The organism is Tenacibaculum sp. 1_MG-2023, from assembly GCF_030547425.1.
GTDB lineage: Bacteria > Bacteroidota > Bacteroidia > Flavobacteriales > Flavobacteriaceae > Polaribacter.
In genome coordinates this window covers 1-23,647 of sequence record NZ_JAUORH010000027.1, presented here as the reverse complement: position 1 = coordinate 23,647, position 23,647 = coordinate 1, and the positions used below count along the sequence as shown (strand labels likewise).

The following is a 23,647-nucleotide window of genomic DNA, read 5'->3' as shown; positions in this document are numbered from 1 at the left end:
AAACTAAATGAAATTCCATCTAAATCAATGCAATTAAAAAAGCAACCTCATGCGAGATTGCTTTTTAAAATATATTTTAAAGCTTTTATTAAGCGTTTAATGGTTTACCGTCCCAAGCTGCTTTCGCTGCTTCTTTTACAGCTTCAGAGTAGGTTGGATGTCCATGACAAATACGAGCTAAATCTTCCGCAGAAGCTCTGTATTCCATTGCTACAGCTGCTTCCATAATTAAATCAGCAACACGAGCACCTACCATATGAACTCCTAATATTTCATCTGTGTTTTTATCAGCTAATACTTTTACGAATCCGTCTAAATCTCCACTTGCACGAGAACGCCCTAATGCACGCATTGAGAATTTCCCAGACTTATAATCAACACCAGCATCCTTTAATTCTTGTTCAGTTTTACCAACAGCCGCTACTTCTGGCCATGTATAAACAATACCTGGAATTAAGTTATAGTCAATATGAGGCTTCTGTCCTGCTAAATATTCAGCAACCACAACACCTTCTTCTTCTGCTTTATGTGCTAACATAGCTCCACGAACTACATCTCCAATTGCATAAATGTTAGAAACGTTGGTTTGTAAATGATCATTTACTTCAACCATTCCTCTTTCAGTAACTTTTACACCCGCTTTTTCTAAAGCTAATCCTTCAGTATACGGACGACGACCCACTGAAACTAAACAGTAATCACCAGTGAAAGTAACCTCTTCACCTTTTTTATTGGTAGCTTTTACCACTACTTCGTCACCATTTCTTTCAACAGAAGTTACACCGTGGCTAGCATTAATTTTCATACCTTGTTTCTTTAAAACTTTAGTTAGTTCTTTAGAAACATCTTTATCCATTGTTGGAGTGATTGTTGGAGCGTATTCGATAACAGTTACATCAGCACCTAAACGCTTGTAAACAGAACCTAGTTCTAACCCAATAACACCACCACCAATTACTAATAAGTGCTTAGGAACTTCAGGAAGTTTTAAAGCTTCAGTAGAAGTAATTACGCGCTCTTTATCAATAGTAATAAAAGGTAAAGAAGATGGTTTAGAACCAGTAGCTATAATAATGTTAGTACCTTCAATTACTTCTTCAGTACCATCATTTTTTGTAATTTTTACATGTGTAGCATCTTCAAAAGAACCTAAACCTTCGTAAACCTCAATATTGTTTTTATCCATTAAATATTTGATACCTCCAGTAGTAGTTTCTACTACATTTGCTTTACGAGCTACCATTTTTCCGAAGTCAAAAGAAGGTTTCTCAACAGAGATACCGTGCTCTTCGAAATGATTTACTGCATCATAGTAATGGTGCGAAGAATCTAATAAAGCTTTTGAAGGAATACATCCAACATTTAAACAAGTTCCACCTAAAGTTGAGTATTTTTCGATAATAGCAACTTTAGAACCTAATTGAGCGGCTCTGATAGCAGCAATGTACCCTCCTGGACCAGAACCAATAACGATTAAATCGTATTTCATGAGTTGTGTTTTATTTTTTCATAAATAATGAAGCACAAAAATACAATTATTTGTCGATAAAATTAGTTTTCATATCTTTAAAACTTAAATTCGTCGCATGAAAATTTTCAAAAAAATTATAGGTTTCTTATTACTATTATTAATAATCGCGCAGTTTTTACAACCAAAAAAAAATCAAGGAGAAATAACTACTGTTGACCCTTTTATTACAGAAACCAAACCGAACGATGTAGTACACAAAATACTAAAAACAGCTTGTTTTGATTGTCATAGTAATTCAACTCGCTATCCTTGGTATAGTAGAATAACACCTGTGAATTATTGGTTAGCTGATCATATAAATCATGGAAAAGAAGAATTGAATTTTTCTGAATGGGCTACCTATTCTTTAAAAAGAAAAGAGCATAAGATGGAAGAAGTTTGGGAAGAAGTAGAAAAAGGAAAAATGCCGTTAGATTCATATACGTGGACACATGCAGACGCTCGTTTAACTAAAGAAGAAGTTGAGCAAGTAATTAATTGGGCAAAAAGCGTACAAAATGACTACAAAAAACAGTTAGGGAACTAAATTAATGCAAGAACTTTTAATAATTGGATATGTTTGGATAGAAAAAACGACTGGAGCTGGTAACCGAATGTTACAGTTGCTTAATGTTTTTAAAAACCAAAATTATAGCATCACTTTTGCAACTCCTGCCCAAAAAACTGAGAATTCTTTAAACTTAACTGAATTAGGAATAGAGGAGAAATCTATTGAGTTGAATTCAAGTTCTTTTGATGATTTTGTTAAAGAACTACAACCAGATGTTGTCTTGTTCGATAGGTTTATGATGGAAGAACAATTTGGTTGGCGTGTAGCAGAACATTGCCCGAAAGCTTTACGGGTTTTAGACACAGAAGATTTGCATTTTTTACGAAAAGTACGTCATCAACAATTAAAAAAGAAGGAACAATTTTCTACAGAGGTTTTGCTAAAGTCAGATGAGGCGAAGAGAGAAATAGCAGCAATTTTACGTTGTGATATGAGTCTGATTATTTCAGCTTATGAAATCAAGCTTTTAAAAGAAGTTTTTAAGATTGATGAAGCTTTATTATATCATTTGCCTTTTTTGTTGGATAGAATAGATGCTGAAGCTATTCAGAATTGGAAGTCTTTTGAAGAACGAGAGCATTTTGTGTTTGTAGGTAATTTTTTCCACGCTCCGAATGTCGATGCTGTTTTACAATTGAAGTCAATTTGGAAATCCATTAGAAAACAATTACCTGAAGTAGAATTACATATTTACGGAGCGTATGTTACACAACAAATTCAGCAATTGCACAAGCCAAAAGAGGGTTTTTTAGTTAAAGGTTTCGCAGAAGATGCACTTGAAGTAGTTAAAAATGCTAGAGTAGTGTTAGCGCCAATTCGTTTTGGAGCTGGAATTAAAGGGAAGTTAACTGAGGCAATGGAATGCGGAACTCCAAGTATTACTACTTTAATAGGAGCAGAAGGAATGCACGCTAATTTACCTTGGAATGGATTTATAGAGGATGATTTTGAGAAGTTTGCCAGTAAAGCTATAGAACTGTATACCTACGATATTCTTTGGAAAAAAGCGCAACAAAAAGGAATTGAAATTATCAATTTGATATATGATAAAGAAAAATTAGTAAATTCTTTTACAAATAGAATAAATGAAATCCAAGAAGATCTAGAGACACATCGCACACAAAATTTTCTTGGAAGTTTGTTACGACATCAAACCTTACAGGCTACAAAATTCATGAGCAAGTGGATTGAAGAAAAAAATAGAAAGACCTAACGAGAAAACATTAGGTCTTTTTTGTTAATTGATAATAGTTCCCTTTTTACTTTTATTGTAAAAAAGTATTCGTGTAATTAGTAAGAAAGCTACCGACATTATTAATACTATACTTATCTTAAAAAACAATGATGTATAGCTTGGGCTTTTGTATTCAAAAGTTGGTAATTGCTTGTATAATTTTGTGTTTATTTTTTCATTATTATAAAGAAGAGGAACAAAAAAGTCTCTCCACTTTGTAGAAAATTCAGCCACTTGACTTCTATACTGTTGGTAATGTGTTGTAGAAGTTCCAGCTATATCGTTAAAGCTTTGCTGTAAAATTATAGCAGGAGAACTATATTGCCACAACTTAACCCATTTTTGCTGTTTTAGTAGCTGTGTTTCGTATGATTCTACTAGTGGTTTAACCTCGTCTTCAACCAAATCTTGTGAAGCTAAATACTTATGCCAAAAAGAATAGTTTTGATTATTATTAGAAGCATATTCAGGATGATCTCTTAAAAAATTATCAAGTATTTTATCTTGTTTTTTAGAAACTTCATCTTTTAATGCTCTTACTTCAGTAATCATTTTTGTTCGAGATGGTATTGGATAAAAAGTATTTGCAGCTTGTGCTATAATAGCAGGAATAATTAGAATTATAAAAACCCAGATAGCTAATAAACTTACTGCATTTTTAGCAGAATTATTTACTTTTATATTGATAAATAAAACAACAGTAAACCAAAATAACATGTAAGTTAACGTAAGTAGTAAAAAGTATAGGTACTCAGTTAGATTTTCTGCAAAATTATAATTGTTAATTATAAAAGCAATTGTTAAAACCAAGACAACTATTACAGATAGTACAAAGAATTTAAGCATTGTTTTCTGTAGTATCCATTTGTAAATAGAAATAGGTTGAGAAGCCATTAATTTTAACGAACCATTTTCTTTTTCTAGAGAAAAAATATGATAACTAAAAGCGATTATAATTAAGGGTAAAATGTATATAATTACAAAGGCTAAATCAAAACTACCAAAAAGAAGTTGAATAGGGTTTGAAAGTTCAGTATGATTAAAAAAGAAACTATCGCCGTACGCTTTTGGTTGCACATAATGTGTAAATAAATCACTTTGTCCTGTAGCAATAAAAGCAGTTTCTTGAGGGTACATTGCCGCAACACGAGGATGTGAATATCCAATATTCATGGGGTTGGTAGGTAAGCTCCTCGAGTTTTGATTAACGTCAAGTCCTTTTTCAATAGAATCAAGAGTTTTTAGTACTGCTATGTCTTGTTCTTTAACAGTATTATTCGCTTTTTCAATGTCAGAAACGCGCTTATTTACTTTTTCCTTACCATTATACCCTGCAAAAAGAACAAGGGTTAATAAAATTATAGTTAATAAAACAAGCCATTTATTCCGTAAAAGAGACTTTAATTCGTATTTAAAATTATATGAAAACATATTAATGATTTTTATTAATAAAGAATACTAGTACTCCTGTGATTGTAAACCACATAAAGAGTATTAACATCATAAATGTATTACGGTTTAATACTTGATAGAAAGGAGCGTTTGTATATTCGAACTTAGGAAGCTTTTTCCATGCGTTTGCAGAAGCAATATAACGTTCACCGTATTTAGAGTTTTTTTCAGTAAGTCCATTTAAAAACTCTTGTGTTTTTACTCTATAAGTTTCTGCTGTTTCAGAAAAGTCACGATGTGATTGATAATCGGTTCTAGAAATAGCCATAGATAAAAAACGAGTAGGAAGGAAAGGAGAAATTATTGAAATGGATTTGTAAACCTTTTCTTGTTTTTGAGCCTGATCATCTAACCAACTATAATGTTTAGCATAAACTTTAGCTTGATATTCTTCTCCTTTTTGCATTCTATAGGCATTGTAATTAAAGGGAAGCTTATGCACGCTATCAACATTGTATTTCTTTAGAGCTTCTTCTTCAAGTTTTTTAGCTTCCTCATTCCAAGGGTTATGTCCGTCAAGCCCTTTTTTTCGGTCTTCTGCTATTCTTTTAGAAAACTCTTGGTGGGTTGGATATGGATATTTAGAATCAGCTAGATTACTAGCTATTTTAGGTGCAATAAAACAAGCAAGAACCCAAAATACTAAACTAGAAACCAAAGCAACTCCTGATTTTTTTGCAACTAATGATATGAATAAAATAACATTAGTAAAAATCAAATAGTAGAGTAAATAGGCTATATACAACACTCCTAAGGTACTCCAACTAAATACTCCAACATCATTTGTGTTAGAAAGAATTAAACCAGCTATTAAAAATAGAAGAGTTGTAATTGTTATTATAGGTATTAATACTGCAAACCATTTTCCAAAAAGTAGTTTTGTGTTACTAATTCCTTGACTTTTAAGTATAGCAAAAGTTCCTTTTTCTAATTCTTTAGTGTAAGAATCGTAACCGATTAGAATTAAGATTAAAGGAAGTATATATAATAAAATAAAACTAAGGCTTAGTTCTCCAAAACGAGACAATGATGTTTGGTCTGAAGCATTACTAAATTGAGCTTCGTTTCTATTATGAGCCTCTAAAAAAATAGAAATTCCTGTATATTTTTCAATACCTTGATCTATCAGTGATAAAGGAGATTTTGGTTTAAAAACATAGTTTCCGTAATGGGCTGCCGAATGCGGATTTTTTTCTCCTTGTTCCTCCCAAAGAGATCGTTCATTTTTTTGAGCTTCAACGTACTGTTGGTTACTATGTTGGTATTGATTAAAAGTTAACACCAAAGCAACTACTAATAAAATAAATACGATACCTGTTGAGATTTTAAAGCGACCGTCTCTTAAAATCTCTTGAAGTTCTTTTTTAACTATAGAAAAAATCATAATACACTTTCTTTTAAACTCATCGTTTCTAAGTAAAGGTTTTCAATCTCTTGTAAAGACTTATCACTACAAGGAAAATTATATTTTAACTGTCCTTGTTTCATAATTCCAATATGTGTTCCAATTTCTTTAGCTCTAAAAATGTCATGAGTAGCCATTAATATAGCAACTCCATTTTTTCTCATTTTTTGTAACAGCTCTCCAAATTCATTGCTCGATTTAGGATCTAAACCAGAAGTAGGCTCATCTAGTAGTAAAACATTAGCATCTTTTGCTATAGCCAAAGCAATTCCAACTTTTTGTCGCATTCCTTTAGAAAAGAATTGAACTCTTTTATGAAAAGCTTCTGATTGTAAACCAGCTTCATGTAAGAAAAACTCAAGTTCTTTTTTAGTGAAGTTTTTACCACCAATACCTAAAAAATAATCAAGGTTTTCTATGGCAGTTAAAGTAGGGTACAACATTAAGTTTTCTGGAATGTAAGTTAAAAAAGCTTTAGTTTCTCTTGCGTTATCAGTAACATTTAAACCGTTTATAAACGCTTTTCCAGAAGAAGGAGCAATAAAATTTAAAAGTAAATTTATAGTCGTTGACTTTCCTGCTCCGTTAGCCCCAAGTAAGCAAAAAATTTCTCCTTCGTTTACTTTTAAATTTAACTTATTAAGGGCGGTGAAGTCACCATACTTTTTTGTTAAGTCTCTTGTTATTATCATTATTGTAGCGTTAAATAGTTATTCAATTTTAATATCTACGGAAGTTCTACTTTGCCATCCAGTAACATCAATGACAGAAATTTGACAATGGTAGTCGCCAGAATCAATATCTGTTGGAATTGTAATACTTTGGGTTATTTCAAATTCTATAGGATTATTATCAATAGTGTAATTCTCCATAAAAATTAAAGGAGAAACAGGATCTTTTATAGGTGATAGTTCACAACTAGAACCTTGATCATCGTGTGTGTGATGATCAAAATTATGATGAATATCAATGGCATAAGTAGCTAAAGCTATGTTGTCAGATACTTTTACACGTATTGTATACTCTTTCCCTTTTTCTAATACAGAGCAAGATTTAGGAAAACCTTCGTTGTAATTTATGGTAATGGTTGGCTTTACAGTATCTGGCTCTTCTGAATCACTGCTACAGCTTATGTTTAATAAGGTTAGGAGTAGTAATGCACTCGTTATTTTTAATAATTTCATAATAGTTTGTTATTTATAAAAGACTACTTGATTTTCTCAAGTAGTCTTTTGCGTTATAATTATTTTATTTCAAGAGGAATAGATAGCTTTACAGTTTCGCTTTCGCCACTTTCTTTAGCATAAATATTCAACCAGTAACTTCCTACTGGAGCACTAGGAATTAAATCGTAATGATAGTGTATATGAGGGTTTTTAACTCCTTCATATAATTCTTTAGGTAAAACGGTAATTACTTTGTCCCACTCTCCAACTTCAACATTTTGTCCCTCTCTCCATTCTTCGAACCAAAATTCATATTTAATTTCGGTAACAGTATTATTACCAGAAACATATTCAAATTCGGTATGTAATTCATTTTTACCAAAGGTAATTGAATTGTTATCACCAACCTCTAAGTCTTTAAACTTTTGAATAATATGTAACTTTTTAGTGATGGCACTTTTAGTTCCATCTTCATGTTCAACTGTAATTTTAAATTTATAAACTCCTTCGGCAGGAATAAATGAAGGAACGTATTTGTTGTCTTCATCAAAATATACATGGTAGTGTATGTGGGGATTTAATTGACCTTCATAACGATCAACAGGCACTAAGTGGTTTTTTAATTCCCAAATTAACTCACCTGTCTTAACTTTCGGAACATCGTAAGCTTCTACGTCAAAATAAATTTTAGAAACTTTGCTAGTTCCTTCGTAGCCAAATTCAATATGAACATCTACGTTTGATTGTGGTAAAACAAAATCAGAGTTACCTAACTCCAAGCCTTTAAAATTTTCTGTATTAATATTTTCATCAAAAGTATCTGGGATGTTGTCTTCATCACTACAAGAAATGATTAAAAGACTTACGAAAAATAAGATTGCTGATTTAAATGTGTTTTTCATGATTAAAAAATTAAATAATTAAAATGTTTGTATAATTGTTATAGAAAAGTTTCTTCCAGGTTCAGGAACCTCTATCAGTCTGTAGAAGCTTGTGTGGTCGAATACTTTGTTGTTTAAAATGTTATTTAACCTCCCTTGAATTTTAAGAGGCTGCTTTTTTGAGAAAAGATCTACACTAGTATGTAAACCGATGTTTAGTAAAGAATACCCTTCTGTCGTTTTTTCAGGAGGAACAATATTGTTTTGATCCGAAACCAATCGTACACTTGAGAATATTTTAGTTTCTCCAAAAGTAGACCAAGGGTTCAATGCGTATTCAAGCGAAACAACTCCTGTTAATGGAGGAGAAAAAGGAAGTGTGAAGTTTTTCTTTTTTCCACTTAATTGTCTTGCTTTTACATACTCTAAAGAACCTGTAATAGATAATTTATCAATAGGTTCATATTGCGCCATAATTTCGCCACCATATCTAAAAACACGACTTTGATTGTATTGATACTTCTGAAGTGTTTCGTAATATTCTGACGTTGGACTTAAATAAATATAATTATCAAAATAATTGACAAATGGCGTGATTTGAATAGAGCCTCTGCTAAAATTAGTTTTAAACTCTCCATCTATCTGATAAGAACTTTCAGGTTCTAAGTCAAGACTTCCTTCTTCATATCGATACATGTGATAGTTTACTCCGTCTGAAGCCAATTCGTTTGCTAGTGGAATTCTAAAACTCTTGCCTACATTTATTTTATACGATGTGTTTTTTCGTCCATAACTTAATCCAGCTGAAGCGCTAAAACTTCCAAAAGTTAAACTCTTTCTTTCTGAACGCTGTAGTTGTTGCTGAGTAGTATTTCCGTTTTCGTCAGTAACAGGAGATAAAAACCACTCGTAATAGGGTTGTGTTTTTATTACCCCATAATCGTAACGTACACCACCATCTAAATATAAATTGTCGTTGAGTTTTATTTGATCGTATACAAAAGCTCCAGCTGTAAAACGAGTATATTCAGGAATAAGAAACCCCCAACCATTAATAGTATTATCTTGATACTCTAAATTAACACCTGTAGTAACTTTATGTTTATTAAAGTTATGTAATTGACTTTTTGCATTAAGACTGTAAGTATTCTTTTTAAACAAGCGTTCCATCGTAGATGACGGCTTAGGCATATAACCATGCGGAACAGGTTCTGAGTGTTCTTCACGATAGTTATTTTGAAAACCAAGCTCAATATCCAACGTATAACTAGGGAATAGAAAACTGGTATTATTCGTTATTTTAAAATGATTGACCTTATGATGTGGTAAATCAATATCTCTATTGTCAGCATCGTAATCTATTTTAGAAGTTCTCACTTCCAGACCATGTGCATTAGCAAAAAAACCATTTTTAGAATTTACATTGCTAAAAGAAGTTATAGAGCTACTATTATCTGATACATAACCTATAGAAACTCCAACATTATGATTGTATCCTGCTGTATTTCGCAAGTAGTTTTTATGTAAATCAAAAATGTAATTATCGTACGTAATTTTTTGAGTAGGAACTTTATAGTCTCCGTAATCTTCGTGGGTTATTCTTGCCTTGTAATACCAATGATTATAACGTTGTTTAACACCTAAAGACACTCCATAAAAATCATTGTTACTTCTATTGGTGAGGTTTACTTCTCCTGAAAAAGAATTAACATCAGGTAGTAAATTGTTTTTCAAACTAATTACCCCAGAGATTGCATCAGAACCATAGAGTAGAGAAGCAGCTCCTTTATTAACCTCTATATTATCAATATTATATTGGTCTATTTCTAAACCATGGTCGGCTCCCCATTGTTGTGCTTCGTGTTTTATACCGTTTTCAACAACAACAACTCTATTAAATCCTAAACCTCTAATAGTGGGTTTAGATTGCCCCGAACCGATGGTAATTGTGCTAACTCCAGGAATATCTTTAAGAGTTTGCATTAAACTATTATCTCTGTTTTTTTCTAAGAAATCAACATGAATCCTTTGTGTATTACTAGAGAACTTTGTTAGTGTTTTTTTAGGGTTTTGTGCAATAACCACTTCATTCAATACTGAATTGTCTTGTATTAGAGTAATAACTATTGTAGAAGAAGTAGTAGAAATGTTCTCTTGATAGGTAACATATCCAACATGAGTAACAGTTAAGAGATACTCTTTGTTTAAAAGTTTGTAAAAAGTACTACTTCCCTGAGTGTTTGTGTACGCGTGCTTTGAACCAATACTTACGTGAGCATTGGGTAACTCTTTTTGTGTTGTTCCATCAATTACCTTAATAGTAAGAGAATTGGTATTCTGACTAAAAAGAATTGCGTGAAACAATACACAAAATAAAGCGCCTAAGCTTTGTTTTGTCATTGTAAACAGAATTAAAAACGAATTGTAGTAGTTGAATTGTAAGATTCAACTATTAATTAAATAATATAGAACAAGCGTGTTAACTGATTGTAATGCACCGTAAACCTAGCTTTAGGGATACATAAATCACACTCCGATAAAGTACAAATGTTCTAAACTAAGATGTTACAAGTTTGTAGGAGGTCCTCTAAGTTTTCTATTCAGAGAGTTGTAAGAAGGTAAAATAATCGACTTGTAATTGTCTACTATAGTCTTACCAGGAAGAATAGCTAAAACTTGTGAGAAGTTTGTTGTAGGTATATTAAAAGAAGCAAAAGAAAAATAACAAATATCACAATGGTCATTTACCGATTCGTGTAAGTGAGTAGATTTTTCTTTACAGTTATGATGATGTGCTTCGTTTTCATGATGGTGAGTAGCTTTTATAAGAATAGGAAGCATAAGAAGAACCACCAATGATAAAGAGGTGATTTTACTAAATATGCTATTTTTATTCAAGCTCATTTCTTACAACTGTGAGGAAACAAAAGTAAGTGCTTAGCAAACTTTATATATGTTAAAATCTGTTAATTTTTTTCTAAAAAAATAGTTCCTCTTCACATGAAAAGGAACTATTTAAAACATTAAAATTATGAGGTGTTAACTCTTGTCAATCAATCCAGCACGTCTTAATAAAGCATCAGGTTTCGGTTCTCTACCTCTAAAACGTTTGTATAACTCCATAGGTTCTTCTGTTCCACCTTTAGACAATACATTATTCTTAAACTTATCAGCAACCTCTTTATTAAAAATACCTTTCTCTTTAAAGTACTCAAAAGCATCGGCATCTAAAACCTCTGCCCATTTATATGAATAATATCCAGCTGAGTATCCGCCTTGAAAAATATGAGAAAAAGAAGTGCTCATACAGTTTTCTGCTACATCAGGGTATAATTTAGTCTCAGCAAAAGCATTCGTTTCAAACTCTTTTACACCAGTAATAGTTTCAGGAGAACCTCCAGAGTGCCAAGACATATCTAATAATCCGAAGCTTAATTGACGCAAGGTTTGCATTCCTTCATGGAAACTCGCAGATTCTTTAATTTTCTCAACATACTCCATAGGAATAATTGCTCCAGTTTCGTAATGTTTTGCAAACAACTCCAACGCTTCTTTTTCGTAACACCAGTTTTCTAAAACCTGACTAGGTAATTCCACGAAATCCCAAGAAACAGAAGTTCCTGATAAGCTCTTATAAGTAGTGTTAGCCAACATTCCGTGTAAGGCATGACCAAATTCGTGGAAAAGGGTAGTAACCTCATTAAAAGTTAATAAAGAAGGCTTGGTTTGTGTAGGTTTGGTAAAGTTACAAACGATAGAAACTTGAGGTCTTTCGTTAGTATCGTTACTCCTATATTGTGATTTGTAAGAAGTCATCCACGCACCATTACGTTTTCCTGGTCTTGGATGAAAATCAGCATAAAAATATGAAACAAAATTACCATCAGTATCAGTTACAGCATACGTTTTTACATCTTCATGGTACTTATCAATAGTGTCAATTTCTTCAAACTGTAAGTTGTACAATTTGTTAGCTACAGTAAATACACCATCAATTACATTCTCTAACTTAAAGTAAGGTTTTAACAACTCTTGATCTAAGTTGAACAACTCTTTTTTAAGCTTCTCAGAATAGTAAGCACCATCCCATTTTTGTAATTGATCTATTCCGTCTAGTTTTTTAGCATAGGCCTCTAAATTATCAAATTCACGTTGAGCAGCAGGTTTCGCTTTTTCTAACAATTCATTTAAAAACTCCATAACTTTCTCAGGAGTTTCAGCCATACGCTCTTCTAATACAAAATGAGCGTGGGTTTTATAACCTAATAGGTTGGCACGTTTGTGGCGTAAGGTTACAATGTCTTTTACAATTTGCTCATTGTTGTATTCATTTTGTTGAAACCCTTTTTTACCAAAAGCTATTGCTAACTTTTTTCTCAATTCTCTATTATCAGCATACGTCATAAAAGGAATATAGCTTGGATAATCTAAGGTAATCATCCAACCCTCTTTACCTTTAGAGTTAGCGAGTTCTTTAGCTGCTTCTTTTGCGCTTTCAGGTAAGCCTGCTAAATCATCTTCATTGGTAATTAATAATTCAAAAGCATTGGTTTCAGCTAATACATGCTCTCCAAACTGTAACGATAATTTTGCTAATTCAGCATCAATTTTACGAAGCTCAGCTTTATCAGTTTCATTTAAATTTGCTCCGTTACGTGCAAAACTTTTGTATTGTTTATCTAACAACATTTCTTGTTCAGGAGTCAAGTTTAAATCAGACAATTGATCGTATACAGTTTTTACACGTTTAAACAATCCTTCATTTAAAATCATGTCGTTTCTAAACTCACTTAACCAAGGCGAAATATCTTTCGCTATTTTTTGAATTTCTTTATTGGTTTCAGCAGAGTTTAAGTTGAAAAAGATAGAAGTAGCTCTGTCTAATTTATTACCAGCGTTGTCTAAAGCAACTGTAGTGTTTTCAAAGGTTGGAACGTCAGAATTCTTAACAATAGCATCAATTTCGTCCTTAGCTATTTGTATAGCTTCTTTTATTGCAGGTTTATAATCTTCTTCTTTGATTTGAGAAAAAGGAGGGGTATTAAAATCTTGTAAAAGTGGATTCTTAGTCATAAAAAATTCGTTTTAAAAATTGAAGAAACCTCACAAATAAAATTTATGAGGCTCTCAAGTTAATATTGTACTAAAGTACTTATTTTTTTACGTTTTCAGAAGCTTTTTCAACCTTCAGTTTTAAACCTTCTTTATAAGCGATTATTTTATCTAACACACATTTGTCAGAAGCACCTATAATTTGTGCAGCTAAAATACCTGCATTTTTAGCTCCATCTAAAGCAACTGTAGCAACAGGAACACCTCCTGGCATTTGAAGAATAGATAACACAGAATCCCAACCATCAATAGAGTTTCTACTTTTTACAGGAACTCCAATTACTGGTAATGGGCTCATGCTTGCTACCATACCAGGTAAATGAGCAGCACCTCCAGCACCAGCAACAATAACTTGTACTCCGCGTTTGTGTGCATTGTTAGCATAGTCGAATAATTTTTCAGGAGTTCTGTGTGCAGATACAATATCTACTTCTACTTGAATATCAAAACTCTCTAAAATATCAATTGCTTCTTGCATGATTGGAAGATCTGAATCGCTTCCCATGATAATTCCTACCATAATTTTATGTTTTTGTCATCTCGAGTGTAGTCGAGAGGTTACTTTGCTATTACCTTAATAGTTTCTTTTACTTGTTGAGCGATTTTTCTCGCTTCGTTTATATCTTTATTTACAATAGTTACGTGTCCCATTTTACGGAAAGGTTTGGTTGTTCTTTTTCCGTAGACGTGAGGAGTAACGCCGTCAATTTTTAAAATTTCTTCGATGTTTTCATATACCACATCACCAGTATATCCTTCAGCACCTACTAAATTCACCATAATTCCAGCAACCTTACTTTCAGTACTCCCTAACGGAAGGTTTAAAATACTGCGTAAGTGTTGTTCGAATTGGTTGGTATAACTTGCTTCTATAGAATAATGCCCAGAATTATGAGTTCTTGGAGCTGCTTCATTTACTATGATTGTATCATCTTCAGTTTGAAACATCTCTACTGCTAGTAATCCAACAAAATCAAAAGCATCCGCAACTTTTAAAGCAACTTCACGCGCTTTTTGGGCAACTACATCTTCTATTCTTGCAGGGCAAATAACATACTCTACTTGATTCGCTTCTGGATGAAACTCCATTTCAACTACTGGGTAGGTCTTAGTTTCTCCATTGGCATTTCTAGCAACAATAACAGCTAATTCATTTTTAAAAGGAACTAGTTTTTCAGAAATACACTCACCAGTAGGTAAATTTTCTAAATCGCTGATAGAACGAACTATTTTTACACCATTACCATCGTATCCAAATCGAGCAGACTTCCATACAAAAGGAAGCGTAACAGCATCATTACTAATAGTATGTTTTAATTCTTGTAAAGAAGTAAACCTAGAAAAATCAGCCGTAGGAATTTGGTTGTCATGATAAAACACCTTTTGATGTGCTTTGTTTTGGATAGTTCTTAAGTTTTTAGGCTTCGGAAAAATAGTTAACCCTTCAGCTTCTAAAGCGTCTAAGGCGTCAATATTTACATTTTCAATTTCTATAGTTAATAAATCTACTTGCTTCCCAAAGTTGTAAACAGTGTCATAATCCAATAAATCTCCTTGATGAAATTCATTACATATTTGAGCACAAGGAGCATCAGAATTTCCGTCTAGAATAACAGTATAAATATCGAATTTTTGAGTTTCGGTAAGTAACATTCTTCCTAATTGGCCGCCTCCTAGAACACCCAATTTAAAGTCTGAAGAAAAGTAATTTTTCACGATAAATGTGTTAATTGTGTTGTTGTTGCTGCAAAAATAAGAATCTAATTGTTAGTACAAATAGTATTAACGAGATATTCTTAACTGATTGTTACCAATAGAAGTAACAAAATACATTAAAGCATTACAGCCTTCGCCATCTAAAGGAGTACCTCCTGAAAGATAGTTGTATTTTTTATCATCACAAGGGCAGGTAATTTCTACACCATTAAAAGTCATTAAAGAGCTACATTTTTGCTCAGGACATTGTCGGTCAAAAGCTCTATAGCCAGAAGTTCCTGTTCTAAAAATAAAAACATTTCTTCCTTGTATTGTATTTTGAGATTCCCCTCCAGGAACTAACAATCCGCTAAATTCTGGGAGAGACAAATCAATAATAGCATTCATTTTTACTCCAGAAAAACAATTGTTAATAGGGGTGTTATCACTACAACTAAAACAAATTAGAACAAGAATTAAATAAAATTTTTTTTTCATTTTTTAGTATAGAGTTAGTATTGTAACGTAACGAAGTTACAAATATTTTGTACATTTGTAAGACTATCTCATTCCTAACGGCATGGGATTTTTAAATTTAACCCACAGGTTTTTAGGAAGAAAAGTTATATACTTTTTGTAAAACGTTAAGGAAAACGTATAAAAGTTTGTTGATTTTAAAAAAGACAGAAGAGATGAGTAATGTATCATATTATACGGAAGAAGGATTAAAAAAACTTAAAGAAGAGTTAGCCCAATTAGAGCAGGTTGAAAGACCTCGTGTTTCTCAAGAAATAGCAGATGCCCGTGATAAAGGAGATTTGAGTGAGAATGCAGAATATCATGCTGCAAAAGAAGAGCAATCGTTGTTAGAAACAAAAATTGCAAAGCTTAAAAACGTAGTAGCAAATGCTCGTGTTATTGATGAAAGTCAGTTAGATACCTCAAAAATCTTAATTCACTCAATAGTTAAGATTAAAAATTCAGTTAATGGAATGGAGTTTACCTATACACTAGTTGCTGATAGCGAAAGTGATGTAAGAAACGGAAAGTTATCTGTAAACTCACCAATTGGTAAAGGGTTGTTAGGTAAAAAAGTAGGTGATATTGCCGAAATACAAGTGCCTAACGGAATTATGAAGTTTGAAGTTATAGAGATTTCTCGATAAAAGAAAAACAAATACAAAAGAGTAAAGATTTATTCGGGTTTTAGCTTCGCTAGAACCCGATTTCTTTTTTACTTTTACTGTAAAATTAAATAAAACAACATGGCAAGTATTTTTACAAAGATTATAAACGGAGAAATTCCATCGTATAAAATAGCTGAAGATGACAACTATTTTGCTTTTTTAGATATCAATCCAAATGCTAAAGGACATACATTGGTAATTCCTAAGCGTGAAGAAAATAAACTATTCGATTTATCGAAAGAAGAGTACGACGGATTAATGTCTTTCTCTTACAGGGTAGCCAAAGCGATTGAAAAAACAATACCATGTGAACGTGTAGGAATGAGTGTAATTGGTTTAGAAGTACCTCATGTACACGTACATTTAATTCCGTTACAAACCATGGAGGATATCCGTTTTGTAAAGAAAGAAAAATTAACAAACGAAGAGTTTGTAGCTGTTGCAGAAGAAGTTGCTAAGAATTTTGAATAAATAAAAAGCTATGAAAAAGTGGGTTAAAAGTGGACTAGTTTGGGGAGGAACAATGTTTTTAGTAATGACTTTTCTTTTTCCATGGTATGATGGAAAAGCTATAACTGTTAAAAGCAGTTTAATTGGCTTTGTTATATGGGGTATTGGAGGAATACTTTTTGGATTAGCAATGAAAAAGAGAGTAGAAAAAGAATAAAAAACTAAACCTTACTCAATAAAACCTCAAACGTAGTTCCTTTTCCTAGTTCTGATTTTAGCACATGTATTCTTCCGTTGTGGTAATCTTTAATAATTCGTTTAGAAAGTGATAAGCCAAGACCCCAACCACGTTTTTTTGTGGTAAATCCTGGGTTGAATATTTGTGAAAACTGTGTTTTAGGAATCCCCTTACCAGTATCAGAAATTAGAATTTTCACATTCTTAGAACTCGTACTAATACTAACAGATAACTTCCCTTTACCTTGCATAGCATCAATAGCGTTTTTAATTAAATTTTCTATTACCCAACCATATAACTCGGTGTTTAGGTTAGCGTGAATTTCTTCAGCCTCAGTAGTAAAAGAAAAAGAAATCTGTTTGGAGCTTCTATTTTCTAAGTAATTAAAAGCAGTTTTAGTAATAGATACAATGTTGTAAGGTTTCAATTTAGGAAGTGATCCGATTTTAGAAAAACGATTAGCAATAATATTTAAACGCTTCACATCTTTTTCAATTTCATCTATATAATCGGTGCTTACATTTTCAGTACGTAAAATGGCTATCCAACCCAATAATGAAGAAAGTGGCGTTCCTATTTGATGTGCTGTTTCTTTAGCCATTCCTGTCCATAACTTATTTTGCTCAGCAACCTTATTAGACTTATAAACCATGTAAATAATGGTAAGAAACAGTCCTAAAATTAGTACTAAGGCAAGCGGATAGTATTTGAGCTTGTATAAAAGGTCAGAATTTCTGTAGTAAATGTGTTCTTTAATACCTAAATATTCTATTGCAATTGGCTCATTTTGGTTTTTCATGATGCTCAATTGCTGTTGAAGATATTTTGAATCTGTAGACTTTATAGAATCTAAGTTATGAAACTGTTTTATCTCTCCATCTTTACCAACCAAAATAGAAGGAATATTCTCTATAGTTTCATAAACTTTGTTTACTAAATTAAAATTACCATCAGAGTCAGGGTTAGATGCTACTTCTTTAATTGCTGTGGCATAAATTTCCATTTTAGCACGTTCATCCTTTTTAAATTTTTGAAAAAACACATAGGTATTCCATAAAATAAATAAAACGATAAGTAAAGAAATACTAATTGCAATACGCTTTACCCAATAAGTGTTTGTAAAAAAAGCCATCAATCAAATATAAACTATTCTCTAGAATAACTAAGTTTATAAATAGGTAGTATATTTACATTAAAATTATATAGAATGTTATCAATTAATCCTAAAGATATACCAACCTCTAAATTGCATGGGTATTTATTAGGAGCTGTAGCTCCAAGGCCTATTGCTTTCGCAAGTACTGTTGATGCAGATGGAAACCCAAATTTATCACCGTTTAGTTTTTTTAATGTATTTGGAGCAAACCCTCCAATTATGATTTTTTCTCCAGCACGTAGTGTAAGAGGAAATAAAACCAAACATACGTTAGACAATGCTGAAGCAACCAGAGAAGTGGTTATTAATATTGTAAATTACGATATTGTACAACAAATGTCGTTGAGTAGTACCATGTATCCAAAAGGAGTAAATGAGTTTATCAAAGCCGGTTTTACGATGTTGCCTTCGGATGAAATAAAGCCGTTTAGAGTTGCAGAATCTCCTGTACAATTTGAATGTAAAGTGAAAGACATCATTTATACAGGTGAAGAAGGAGGAGCAGGAAACTTAATTGTATGTGAGGTAGTAAAACTACATGTAAACGAAGATGTGTTAGCAGAAGATGGTAGTATAGACCAACATAAAATTGATTTAGTTGCTAGAGCAGGAGGAAGTTATTACTCTCGTGCTCGTGATGGCTTTTTTGAAATACCAAAACCACTAACTACCTTAGGAATAGGAGTAGACCAAATACCCACAGAAATAAGAAACAGTACTGTGTTAACAGGAAACAATTTAGGAATGTTAGGTAATGTAGAACAGTTACCTACAGAAGAAACTGTTAATAACTTTGCAAAAGAACATTCACAATTTGTTGGGGTTTCAACTGAAAAAAAACATACTTTTGCACAAGAGTATTTAAAGAATAATGATGTAGAAAGCGCTTGGAAGGTGCTTTTAATTAAATAGATTTAGAAATGGAAGTAATAGGGAAAATCAAATTAATTAACGAAACGCAAACATTCGGATCTAACGGATTTAGAAAGCGTGAAATGGTTGTAACTACTGATGAGCAGTACCCGCAAATGATAATGATTGAGTTTATTCAAGATAAATGTGATTTATTAAACAGTTATCAAGTTGGGCAAGATGTAAAAGTTTCTATTAATTTAAGAGGTAGAGAATGGATTAACCCACAAGGAGAGGCAAAGTATTTTAACTCTGTTCAAGGATGGAGAATTGAAAACTTAGCACAAGCAGCTCCTCAAAACATTCCACCAGCTGACCAATTTGAGCCAGCCCCAGATTTATCTGCAAACGAACCAGATGATTTACCTTTCTAAGAAAAGTTAAGTTAGAAAATAAGAATACAAATAAAAAGAGCGCAAATTTTGCGCTCTTTTTCTGTTTTACGGAAAACTACATATTTACTTACGGATATCCCCTTTAATAAATTAACAACCAGTTATATATTTGTACCATAATCATTCAATAAATAATTATTGATTGAGAATTTAAGGGGAAATAAAAACCTTCTGATTTAATTCAGAAGGTTTTTTAATTATATAAGCGTTAGTGGTGTGGTTACTTTTTTGTTGGCTTTTTCTCAGGCATCGGACCTCTTAAATGAATAATTAATCCGTTTAAAAAATTACGTAAAAACTGATCACCGCATTCCATATACTTAGGGTGATCTTCTTTTCTAAAAATAGCATTAAGTTCTGATTTAGAAACTTTAAAATCTACCAAGGCGCAGATGTCAATAATATCAGTATCTCTTAATTTATGTGCTACTCGTAGCTTTTTAAAAATATCGTTGTTAGTTAGTCCCATAATTGTTTTAAGTTAATTTACTACCGAAAAAATAGCCCATGCATAAATAGCAAAACGAGCAAAACGAAATAAGCCTACAAAAACTACATTTTTAAAAGGATATTTAATCATACCAGCAGTTAAACAGCTAATGGCAAAAGGTAGTGGTAGTAGTGCACCTACCAAAATTAAAAAACCTCCCCATTTACTAGTGTTTTTAAGGTTTTTAGCCATTTTAACCTCCAAATAATTTCTTACTGAGTCAATCTTTAAAGAAGCTCTACCTATAAAATAAGCACACAAACCACCTAAGTAAGATAACGTTGCTAATAAAGAAATATTTACAATAGGGTCTTCTGTTTTCTTAGACCATGCGATGAAAATCTCTGGCGGAATTAATCCTAAAATTGTTTCAGATATAAAAAAAGTAATTAAAACTCCTGTTCTAGAAAAAGTTTCGGTCATGGTTTGTAAACCATCATTAATATTATAAACATACTTGTTAAATAATAATATACCAACAACAGCTCCAACAATTGGCCAAAAAGCTTTCTTCAAGCTAATCCAAATGAACATGTAAAAACCAGTGCGATTATAATAGTTGTGTAAACGTTTATAATGCGGCTTATCTATTTTCTTTTTGTTATTTTTTTTATTCTTTTTACTCATCGCTAAAAAAGCCTCTAATTTTTAGGAATAGCAAAAGTACGAGGTAATTAGAAATTACACCAACAAATATCTGTTAATTATTATAGGTTTGCTATGGCTGATTCAGCACAACGTTCACCATCCATAGCAGCAGAGATAATACCACCCGCATAACCACCACCTTCACCACAAGGAAAAAGCCCTTCAATTTGTGGATGTTCAAGGTTTTCTTTTCTTGGAATATTTACAGGTGATGAGGTTCTAGACTCTACCCCAACAATGTTTGCTTCCGCGGTATAATACCCGTGCATTTTTTGTCCGAAAGCCGCAAAACCTTTACGCAATCTGCTTCCAATCAATTTAGGAAGTAACGAATGTAGCGGAGAAGAATTCAATCCGGGTTGATACGAACAGTCATTTAAAGAAGAAGACAATTTACCTTCCACAAAATCAGTTAAACGTTGTGCTGGAGCAATCTGACTTTTTCCACCTGCGTTAAACGCTAACTTTTCTAAATCTTTTTGATATTGTAAGCCTTTTAAAACTCCATATTTCTCATACTTAGGTAAGTCTTTATCAACATTAATTTCAACGACAATACCGGAGTTGGCAAACTTATTATTACGACGCGATGGTGACATTCCATTCACTACAACTTCACCATTAGCAGTTGCCGCAGGAACGATGAATCCACCAGGACACATACAGAATGAATACACTCCGCGGTTTCCTACTTGGTGTACTAAACTATAGGCAGCAGCAGGCAATAACTCATCACGTTCACCAGAACAACTATATTGAATTTGATCGATAATTTCTTGCGGATGTTCTACACGAACCCCCATAGCAAAGGATTTCGCTTTTAGCAAAATGTCTTTTTTATGCAATAACTCGTATATATCTCTTGCAGAATGCCCAGTAGCTAAAACCACCGCATTTACAGCCATTTCAGAACCATTTTGTAACTGTATGGCTTGTAGTTTGTTGTTTTTAACGATAAAATCAGTAACACGAGTTTCAAAATGAATCTCACCACCGTGTTTTAAAATCGTTTCGCGAATGTTTTGAATAATCTTCGGAAGTTTGTTCGTTCCTATATGCGGATGCGCATCTACCAAAATTTGGTCAGTAGCACCGTGATATACTAAATTTTCAAATATTTTACGAACATCACCACGCTTTAAACTTCTTGTATATAACTTTCCGTCCGAATAGGTTCCTGCACCACCTTCTCCAAAACAATAGTTAGAGTCTGGATTTACCTCATGAAATTGATTAATAGCACGTAAATCTCTACGACGATCTTGTACATTTTTACCACGTTCAAGTACAATAGGTTTATAGCCTAACTCAATACAACGAAGTGCCGCATACATTCCCGCAGGACCAAAACCTACAATATGAACTTCTTTCGCATTCGATACATCTTGATATTCAAAAATATAATCAGGAGTATCAGGTTGCGGTTCGTTAATGTACACCGCTACTTTATAATTAAAAATAACTTCTTTTTTACGTGCATCAATCGATTTACGTAACACCTTTACGCTGGTAATATCAGCAACATTAATACCTAGCTTTTTAGCAGCTTTTAGCTGTAAAATATTGTCTTTGCGTTCTTCTACTAAATTAACACGTAATTGAAGTTCTTTAACCATACCGCAAAACTAGTTAAAATAAGATTCAGTCTATTTAATTATTTTAGCAAATCAAACCCTACACTATGAAAATTACGCAGGTTATAGAAAATGTTTTTAAAAAATATTTACCCTCACCTTTTACCATCGCTATATTATTAACACTGTTAACTCTTTTATTAGCACTGTTTTTTACAAAACCAGAAGAAAGTTCTGTAGTTGCCTATTCTTTAGAGGTGTTACAATTTTGGGAAAACGGAATTTGGTCTAACGGATTACTCGTTTTTGCTTACCAAATGATGTTGATTTTGGTATTAGGACATGTGTTGGTGTTGAGTAAACCTGTAAGTAATTTAATTTTAAAAGTAACAAAATTCTGTACCAACACAGCAAATAGTGCAGCCATTGTAAGTTGTACTACCATGTTGGTAGCTTTTTTTAATTGGGGGTTAGGGCTCATCTTTGGAGCTTTGTTGGCACGTAAAGTAGCAGAACATGCACAACAACATAATATCAAACTAAATTATCCAATTATTGGAGCGGCGGGTTATATGGGATTGATGGTTTGGCATGGTGGAATTTCTGGATCGGCACCGATAAAAATTAACGAAAGCGGACATATTAAAAGTATTATGCAGTCGGTTTCTTCGGATGAGGTTTTAGCTCAAATACCTGATGTGATTGATTATTCTCAAACGATTTTTAGTTGGTGGAATTTGCTGATTTTTTTCGTGGTAGTAGCGGCGGTATCGGCAACCTTTTATTTTTTAGGAAAGAAAGCAACTCCTACAGCGATTAATTTACCAGAGTATCAAATGCATACTGATGAAAAGCTTAGTACCCAAGCAGAAAAACTAGATAGTTCTCAATGGTTAGCCATTGCTTTTGGTGTGTTGATTTTAGTAGCGTTTAGTTATCGTTATTGGGCAGACATTCAGCAGTTAAAAATTACGCCTAACCTAATTAACTTTTTTATGTTAGGATTAGGAATTATACTACACAGAAGTTTTAAAAAATTTACCAATGCTGTGGGAGAATCGATTAGTGATGTCTCTGGAATTTTAATTCAGTTTCCGTTGTATTTTGGTATTATGGGGGTGATGAAAAGTACGGGGATGGTTACTTTAATTTCTGATTTTTTCGTGTCGATAGCAACTGCAACGACCTTACCCATATTTACGTTTTTTAGTGCTGGTTTGGTTAATGTTTTTGTGCCAAGTGGGGGAGGACAGTGGATTGTACAAGGTCCTATTGTGGTAGAAAGTGCGTTAAAATTAGGGGTTCCGTTGCCTAAAGCAATTATGGCACTAGCATACGGAGACCAAATAACCAATATGTTACAGCCTTTTTGGGCATTACCTTTATTAGGAATTACGAAACTAAAAGCAAAAGAAATTTTACCCTACACGTTAATTGCAATGGTGGTAGCTAGCGTAATTTATTTGTTAGGACTTACCTTGTTTTAAGAGTTTATTGAGGAAACGCCAGCGCGTCACGCTGATGACTCCGTTATGTTGAGGAAACGCCAGCGCGTCACGCTGATGACTCCG

At 32.8% G+C, this 23,647-nt stretch carries 24 protein-coding genes; 8 read left to right on the top strand and 16 right to left on the bottom strand.

From position 1 onward, the window contains the following. Positions 1–88: 88 nt before the first annotated feature. A complete protein-coding gene (lpdA, locus tag Q4517_RS14280) occupies positions 89–1,489 on the bottom strand; it encodes a dihydrolipoyl dehydrogenase (RefSeq protein ID WP_303510774.1) in 1,401 nt (466 codons plus the stop codon). A gap of 97 nt (positions 1,490–1,586) precedes the next feature. On the opposite strand from lpdA, the gene Q4517_RS14275 reads away from it, so the two are divergent. Together Q4517_RS14275 and Q4517_RS14270 are read left to right on the top strand one after the other, a co-directional pair. Beyond that, positions 1,587–2,057, top strand: coding sequence for a heme-binding domain-containing protein (locus tag Q4517_RS14275; protein WP_303510771.1), 471 nt, complete (start codon positions 1,587–1,589; stop codon positions 2,055–2,057). 4 nt (positions 2,058–2,061) lie between these two features. Further along, positions 2,062–3,294, top strand: coding sequence for a glycosyltransferase (locus Q4517_RS14270; protein ID WP_303510768.1), 1,233 nt, complete (start codon positions 2,062–2,064; stop codon positions 3,292–3,294). Positions 3,295–3,318: 24 nt separating this feature from the next. Here the strand turns inward: Q4517_RS14270 and Q4517_RS14265 are convergent, their stop codons facing one another. From Q4517_RS14265 to Q4517_RS14215, 11 genes are all read right to left on the bottom strand, one after another. Then, a complete protein-coding gene (locus tag Q4517_RS14265) occupies positions 3,319–4,746 on the bottom strand; it encodes a DUF3526 domain-containing protein (protein ID WP_303510765.1) in 1,428 nt (475 codons plus the stop codon). Position 4,747: 1 nt separating this feature from the next. After that, the gene (locus Q4517_RS14260; RefSeq protein WP_303510762.1) at positions 4,748–6,151 is read right to left on the bottom strand and encodes a DUF3526 domain-containing protein; all 1,404 of its coding nucleotides are present in this window, start codon (positions 6,149–6,151) and stop codon (positions 4,748–4,750) included. Beyond that, positions 6,148–6,864, bottom strand: coding sequence for an ABC transporter ATP-binding protein (locus Q4517_RS14255; protein ID WP_303510759.1), 717 nt, complete (start codon positions 6,862–6,864; stop codon positions 6,148–6,150). Before Q4517_RS14255 ends, Q4517_RS14260 begins: the two co-directional genes overlap by 4 nt. 18 nt (positions 6,865–6,882) lie before the next feature. After that, on the bottom strand, positions 6,883–7,356 hold the full coding sequence (locus Q4517_RS14250) for a DUF4625 domain-containing protein (protein ID WP_303510756.1): 474 nt from the start codon (positions 7,354–7,356) through the stop codon (positions 6,883–6,885). A 59-nt stretch (positions 7,357–7,415) separates the two neighbouring features. Then, positions 7,416–8,240 (bottom strand): hypothetical protein, encoded by an 825-nt coding sequence (locus Q4517_RS14245; RefSeq protein ID WP_303510752.1) that lies wholly within the window; start codon positions 8,238–8,240, stop codon positions 7,416–7,418. Between the two features lie 18 nt (positions 8,241–8,258). Further along, positions 8,259–10,619, bottom strand: coding sequence for a TonB-dependent receptor domain-containing protein (locus Q4517_RS14240; protein WP_303510750.1), 2,361 nt, complete (start codon positions 10,617–10,619; stop codon positions 8,259–8,261). A gap of 165 nt (positions 10,620–10,784) precedes the next feature. Next, a complete protein-coding gene (locus Q4517_RS14235) occupies positions 10,785–11,123 on the bottom strand; it encodes a hypothetical protein (protein WP_303510748.1) in 339 nt (112 codons plus the stop codon). 135 nt (positions 11,124–11,258) lie between these two features. Then, positions 11,259–13,292 carry a M3 family metallopeptidase gene (locus Q4517_RS14230; RefSeq protein WP_303510744.1) on the bottom strand — a complete coding sequence of 678 codons (2,034 nt, stop codon included), beginning with the start codon at positions 13,290–13,292 and terminating at the stop codon, positions 11,259–11,261. Between the two features lie 79 nt (positions 13,293–13,371). Beyond that, positions 13,372–13,851: a 5-(carboxyamino)imidazole ribonucleotide mutase gene (gene purE, locus Q4517_RS14225; protein WP_303510741.1), complete on the bottom strand. Its 480-nt coding sequence runs from the start codon at positions 13,849–13,851 to the stop codon at positions 13,372–13,374. 38 nt (positions 13,852–13,889) lie between these two features. After that, positions 13,890–15,047 carry a 5-(carboxyamino)imidazole ribonucleotide synthase gene (locus tag Q4517_RS14220; protein ID WP_303510740.1) on the bottom strand — a complete coding sequence of 386 codons (1,158 nt, stop codon included), beginning with the start codon at positions 15,045–15,047 and terminating at the stop codon, positions 13,890–13,892. Positions 15,048–15,113: 66 nt separating this feature from the next. Beyond that, complete coding sequence (locus Q4517_RS14215; protein WP_303510739.1) at positions 15,114–15,524, bottom strand: Rieske 2Fe-2S domain-containing protein; 411 nt, start codon at positions 15,522–15,524, stop codon at positions 15,114–15,116. Positions 15,525–15,718: 194 nt separating this feature from the next. On the opposite strand from Q4517_RS14215, the gene greA reads away from it, so the two are divergent. From greA to Q4517_RS14200, 3 genes are all read left to right on the top strand, one after another. Next, on the top strand, positions 15,719–16,192 hold the full coding sequence (greA, locus tag Q4517_RS14210; protein WP_303510738.1) for a transcription elongation factor GreA: 474 nt from the start codon (positions 15,719–15,721) through the stop codon (positions 16,190–16,192). 99 nt (positions 16,193–16,291) lie between these two features. Continuing rightward, entirely contained in the window at positions 16,292–16,684 is a 393-nt protein-coding gene (locus tag Q4517_RS14205) for an HIT family protein (protein WP_303510737.1), read from the top strand. A 10-nt stretch (positions 16,685–16,694) separates the two neighbouring features. Continuing rightward, complete coding sequence (locus Q4517_RS14200) at positions 16,695–16,880, top strand: hypothetical protein (RefSeq protein ID WP_303510735.1); 186 nt, start codon at positions 16,695–16,697, stop codon at positions 16,878–16,880. Between the two features lie 4 nt (positions 16,881–16,884). Here Q4517_RS14200 and Q4517_RS14195 read toward each other — a convergent pair whose 3' ends face one another. Further along, on the bottom strand, positions 16,885–18,033 hold the full coding sequence (locus Q4517_RS14195) for a HAMP domain-containing sensor histidine kinase (protein WP_303510734.1): 1,149 nt from the start codon (positions 18,031–18,033) through the stop codon (positions 16,885–16,887). A gap of 75 nt (positions 18,034–18,108) precedes the next feature. Between Q4517_RS14195 and Q4517_RS14190 the strand changes: the two genes are divergently transcribed. Both Q4517_RS14190 and Q4517_RS14185 read left to right on the top strand, forming a co-directional pair. Next, positions 18,109–18,969, top strand: a complete 861-nt coding sequence (locus Q4517_RS14190; RefSeq protein WP_303510731.1) for a flavin reductase family protein — start codon at positions 18,109–18,111, stop codon at positions 18,967–18,969. 8 nt (positions 18,970–18,977) lie between these two features. Beyond that, the gene (locus Q4517_RS14185) at positions 18,978–19,343 is read left to right on the top strand and encodes a DUF3127 domain-containing protein (RefSeq protein ID WP_115900230.1); all 366 of its coding nucleotides are present in this window, start codon (positions 18,978–18,980) and stop codon (positions 19,341–19,343) included. Positions 19,344–19,584: 241 nt separating this feature from the next. On the opposite strand, the gene Q4517_RS14180 is transcribed toward Q4517_RS14185, so the two are convergent. The 3 genes from Q4517_RS14180 to Q4517_RS14170 all read right to left on the bottom strand — a co-directional run bounded on the left by Q4517_RS14180 (position 19,585) and on the right by Q4517_RS14170 (position 22,118). Beyond that, a complete protein-coding gene (locus Q4517_RS14180) occupies positions 19,585–19,833 on the bottom strand; it encodes a DUF1456 family protein (RefSeq protein WP_115900231.1) in 249 nt (82 codons plus the stop codon). A gap of 12 nt (positions 19,834–19,845) precedes the next feature. Beyond that, on the bottom strand, positions 19,846–20,481 hold the full coding sequence (locus tag Q4517_RS14175) for a YqaA family protein (RefSeq protein WP_299009393.1): 636 nt from the start codon (positions 20,479–20,481) through the stop codon (positions 19,846–19,848). A gap of 80 nt (positions 20,482–20,561) precedes the next feature. After that, a complete protein-coding gene (locus Q4517_RS14170; RefSeq protein ID WP_303510718.1) occupies positions 20,562–22,118 on the bottom strand; it encodes an NAD(P)/FAD-dependent oxidoreductase in 1,557 nt (518 codons plus the stop codon). 65 nt (positions 22,119–22,183) lie between these two features. On the opposite strand from Q4517_RS14170, the gene Q4517_RS14165 reads away from it, so the two are divergent. Next, positions 22,184–23,563 (top strand): short-chain fatty acid transporter, encoded by a 1,380-nt coding sequence (locus tag Q4517_RS14165; RefSeq protein WP_303510715.1) that lies wholly within the window; start codon positions 22,184–22,186, stop codon positions 23,561–23,563. The last annotated feature ends 84 nt before the right edge of the window (positions 23,564–23,647 follow it).

Bases quoted from the DNA above. Each gene is read 5' to 3' on its own strand.
- Q4517_RS14255 (WP_303510759.1), bottom strand. From the start codon at position 6,864: ATGATAATAACAAGAGACTTAACAAAAAAGTATGGTGACTTCACCGCC.
- Q4517_RS14240 (WP_303510750.1), bottom strand. From the start codon at position 10,619: ATGACAAAACAAAGCTTAGGCGCTTTATTTTGTGTATTGTTTCACGCA.
- Q4517_RS14265 (WP_303510765.1), bottom strand. From the start codon at position 4,746: ATGTTTTCATATAATTTTAAATACGAATTAAAGTCTCTTTTACGGAAT.
- purE (WP_303510741.1), bottom strand. From the start codon at position 13,851: ATGGTAGGAATTATCATGGGAAGCGATTCAGATCTTCCAATCATGCAA.
- Q4517_RS14190 (WP_303510731.1), top strand. From the start codon at position 18,109: ATGTTATCAATTAATCCTAAAGATATACCAACCTCTAAATTGCATGGG.
- Q4517_RS14180 (WP_115900231.1), bottom strand. From the start codon at position 19,833: ATGGGACTAACTAACAACGATATTTTTAAAAAGCTACGAGTAGCACAT.
- Q4517_RS14195 (WP_303510734.1), bottom strand. From the start codon at position 18,033: ATGGCTTTTTTTACAAACACTTATTGGGTAAAGCGTATTGCAATTAGT.
- Q4517_RS14270 (WP_303510768.1), top strand. From the start codon at position 2,062: ATGCAAGAACTTTTAATAATTGGATATGTTTGGATAGAAAAAACGACT.
- Q4517_RS14175 (WP_299009393.1), bottom strand. From the start codon at position 20,481: ATGAGTAAAAAGAATAAAAAAAATAACAAAAAGAAAATAGATAAGCCG.
- Q4517_RS14235 (WP_303510748.1), bottom strand. From the start codon at position 11,123: ATGAGCTTGAATAAAAATAGCATATTTAGTAAAATCACCTCTTTATCA.
- Q4517_RS14165 (WP_303510715.1), top strand. From the start codon at position 22,184: ATGAAAATTACGCAGGTTATAGAAAATGTTTTTAAAAAATATTTACCC.
- Q4517_RS14215 (WP_303510739.1), bottom strand. From the start codon at position 15,524: ATGAAAAAAAAATTTTATTTAATTCTTGTTCTAATTTGTTTTAGTTGT.
- lpdA (WP_303510774.1), bottom strand. From the start codon at position 1,489: ATGAAATACGATTTAATCGTTATTGGTTCTGGTCCAGGAGGGTACATT.
- Q4517_RS14200 (WP_303510735.1), top strand. From the start codon at position 16,695: ATGAAAAAGTGGGTTAAAAGTGGACTAGTTTGGGGAGGAACAATGTTT.
- Q4517_RS14250 (WP_303510756.1), bottom strand. From the start codon at position 7,356: ATGAAATTATTAAAAATAACGAGTGCATTACTACTCCTAACCTTATTA.
- Q4517_RS14260 (WP_303510762.1), bottom strand. From the start codon at position 6,151: ATGATTTTTTCTATAGTTAAAAAAGAACTTCAAGAGATTTTAAGAGAC.
- Q4517_RS14245 (WP_303510752.1), bottom strand. From the start codon at position 8,240: ATGAAAAACACATTTAAATCAGCAATCTTATTTTTCGTAAGTCTTTTA.
- Q4517_RS14170 (WP_303510718.1), bottom strand. From the start codon at position 22,118: ATGGTTAAAGAACTTCAATTACGTGTTAATTTAGTAGAAGAACGCAAA.
- Q4517_RS14230 (WP_303510744.1), bottom strand. From the start codon at position 13,292: ATGACTAAGAATCCACTTTTACAAGATTTTAATACCCCTCCTTTTTCT.
- Q4517_RS14205 (WP_303510737.1), top strand. From the start codon at position 16,292: ATGGCAAGTATTTTTACAAAGATTATAAACGGAGAAATTCCATCGTAT.
- Q4517_RS14275 (WP_303510771.1), top strand. From the start codon at position 1,587: ATGAAAATTTTCAAAAAAATTATAGGTTTCTTATTACTATTATTAATA.
- greA (WP_303510738.1), top strand. From the start codon at position 15,719: ATGAGTAATGTATCATATTATACGGAAGAAGGATTAAAAAAACTTAAA.
- Q4517_RS14185 (WP_115900230.1), top strand. From the start codon at position 18,978: ATGGAAGTAATAGGGAAAATCAAATTAATTAACGAAACGCAAACATTC.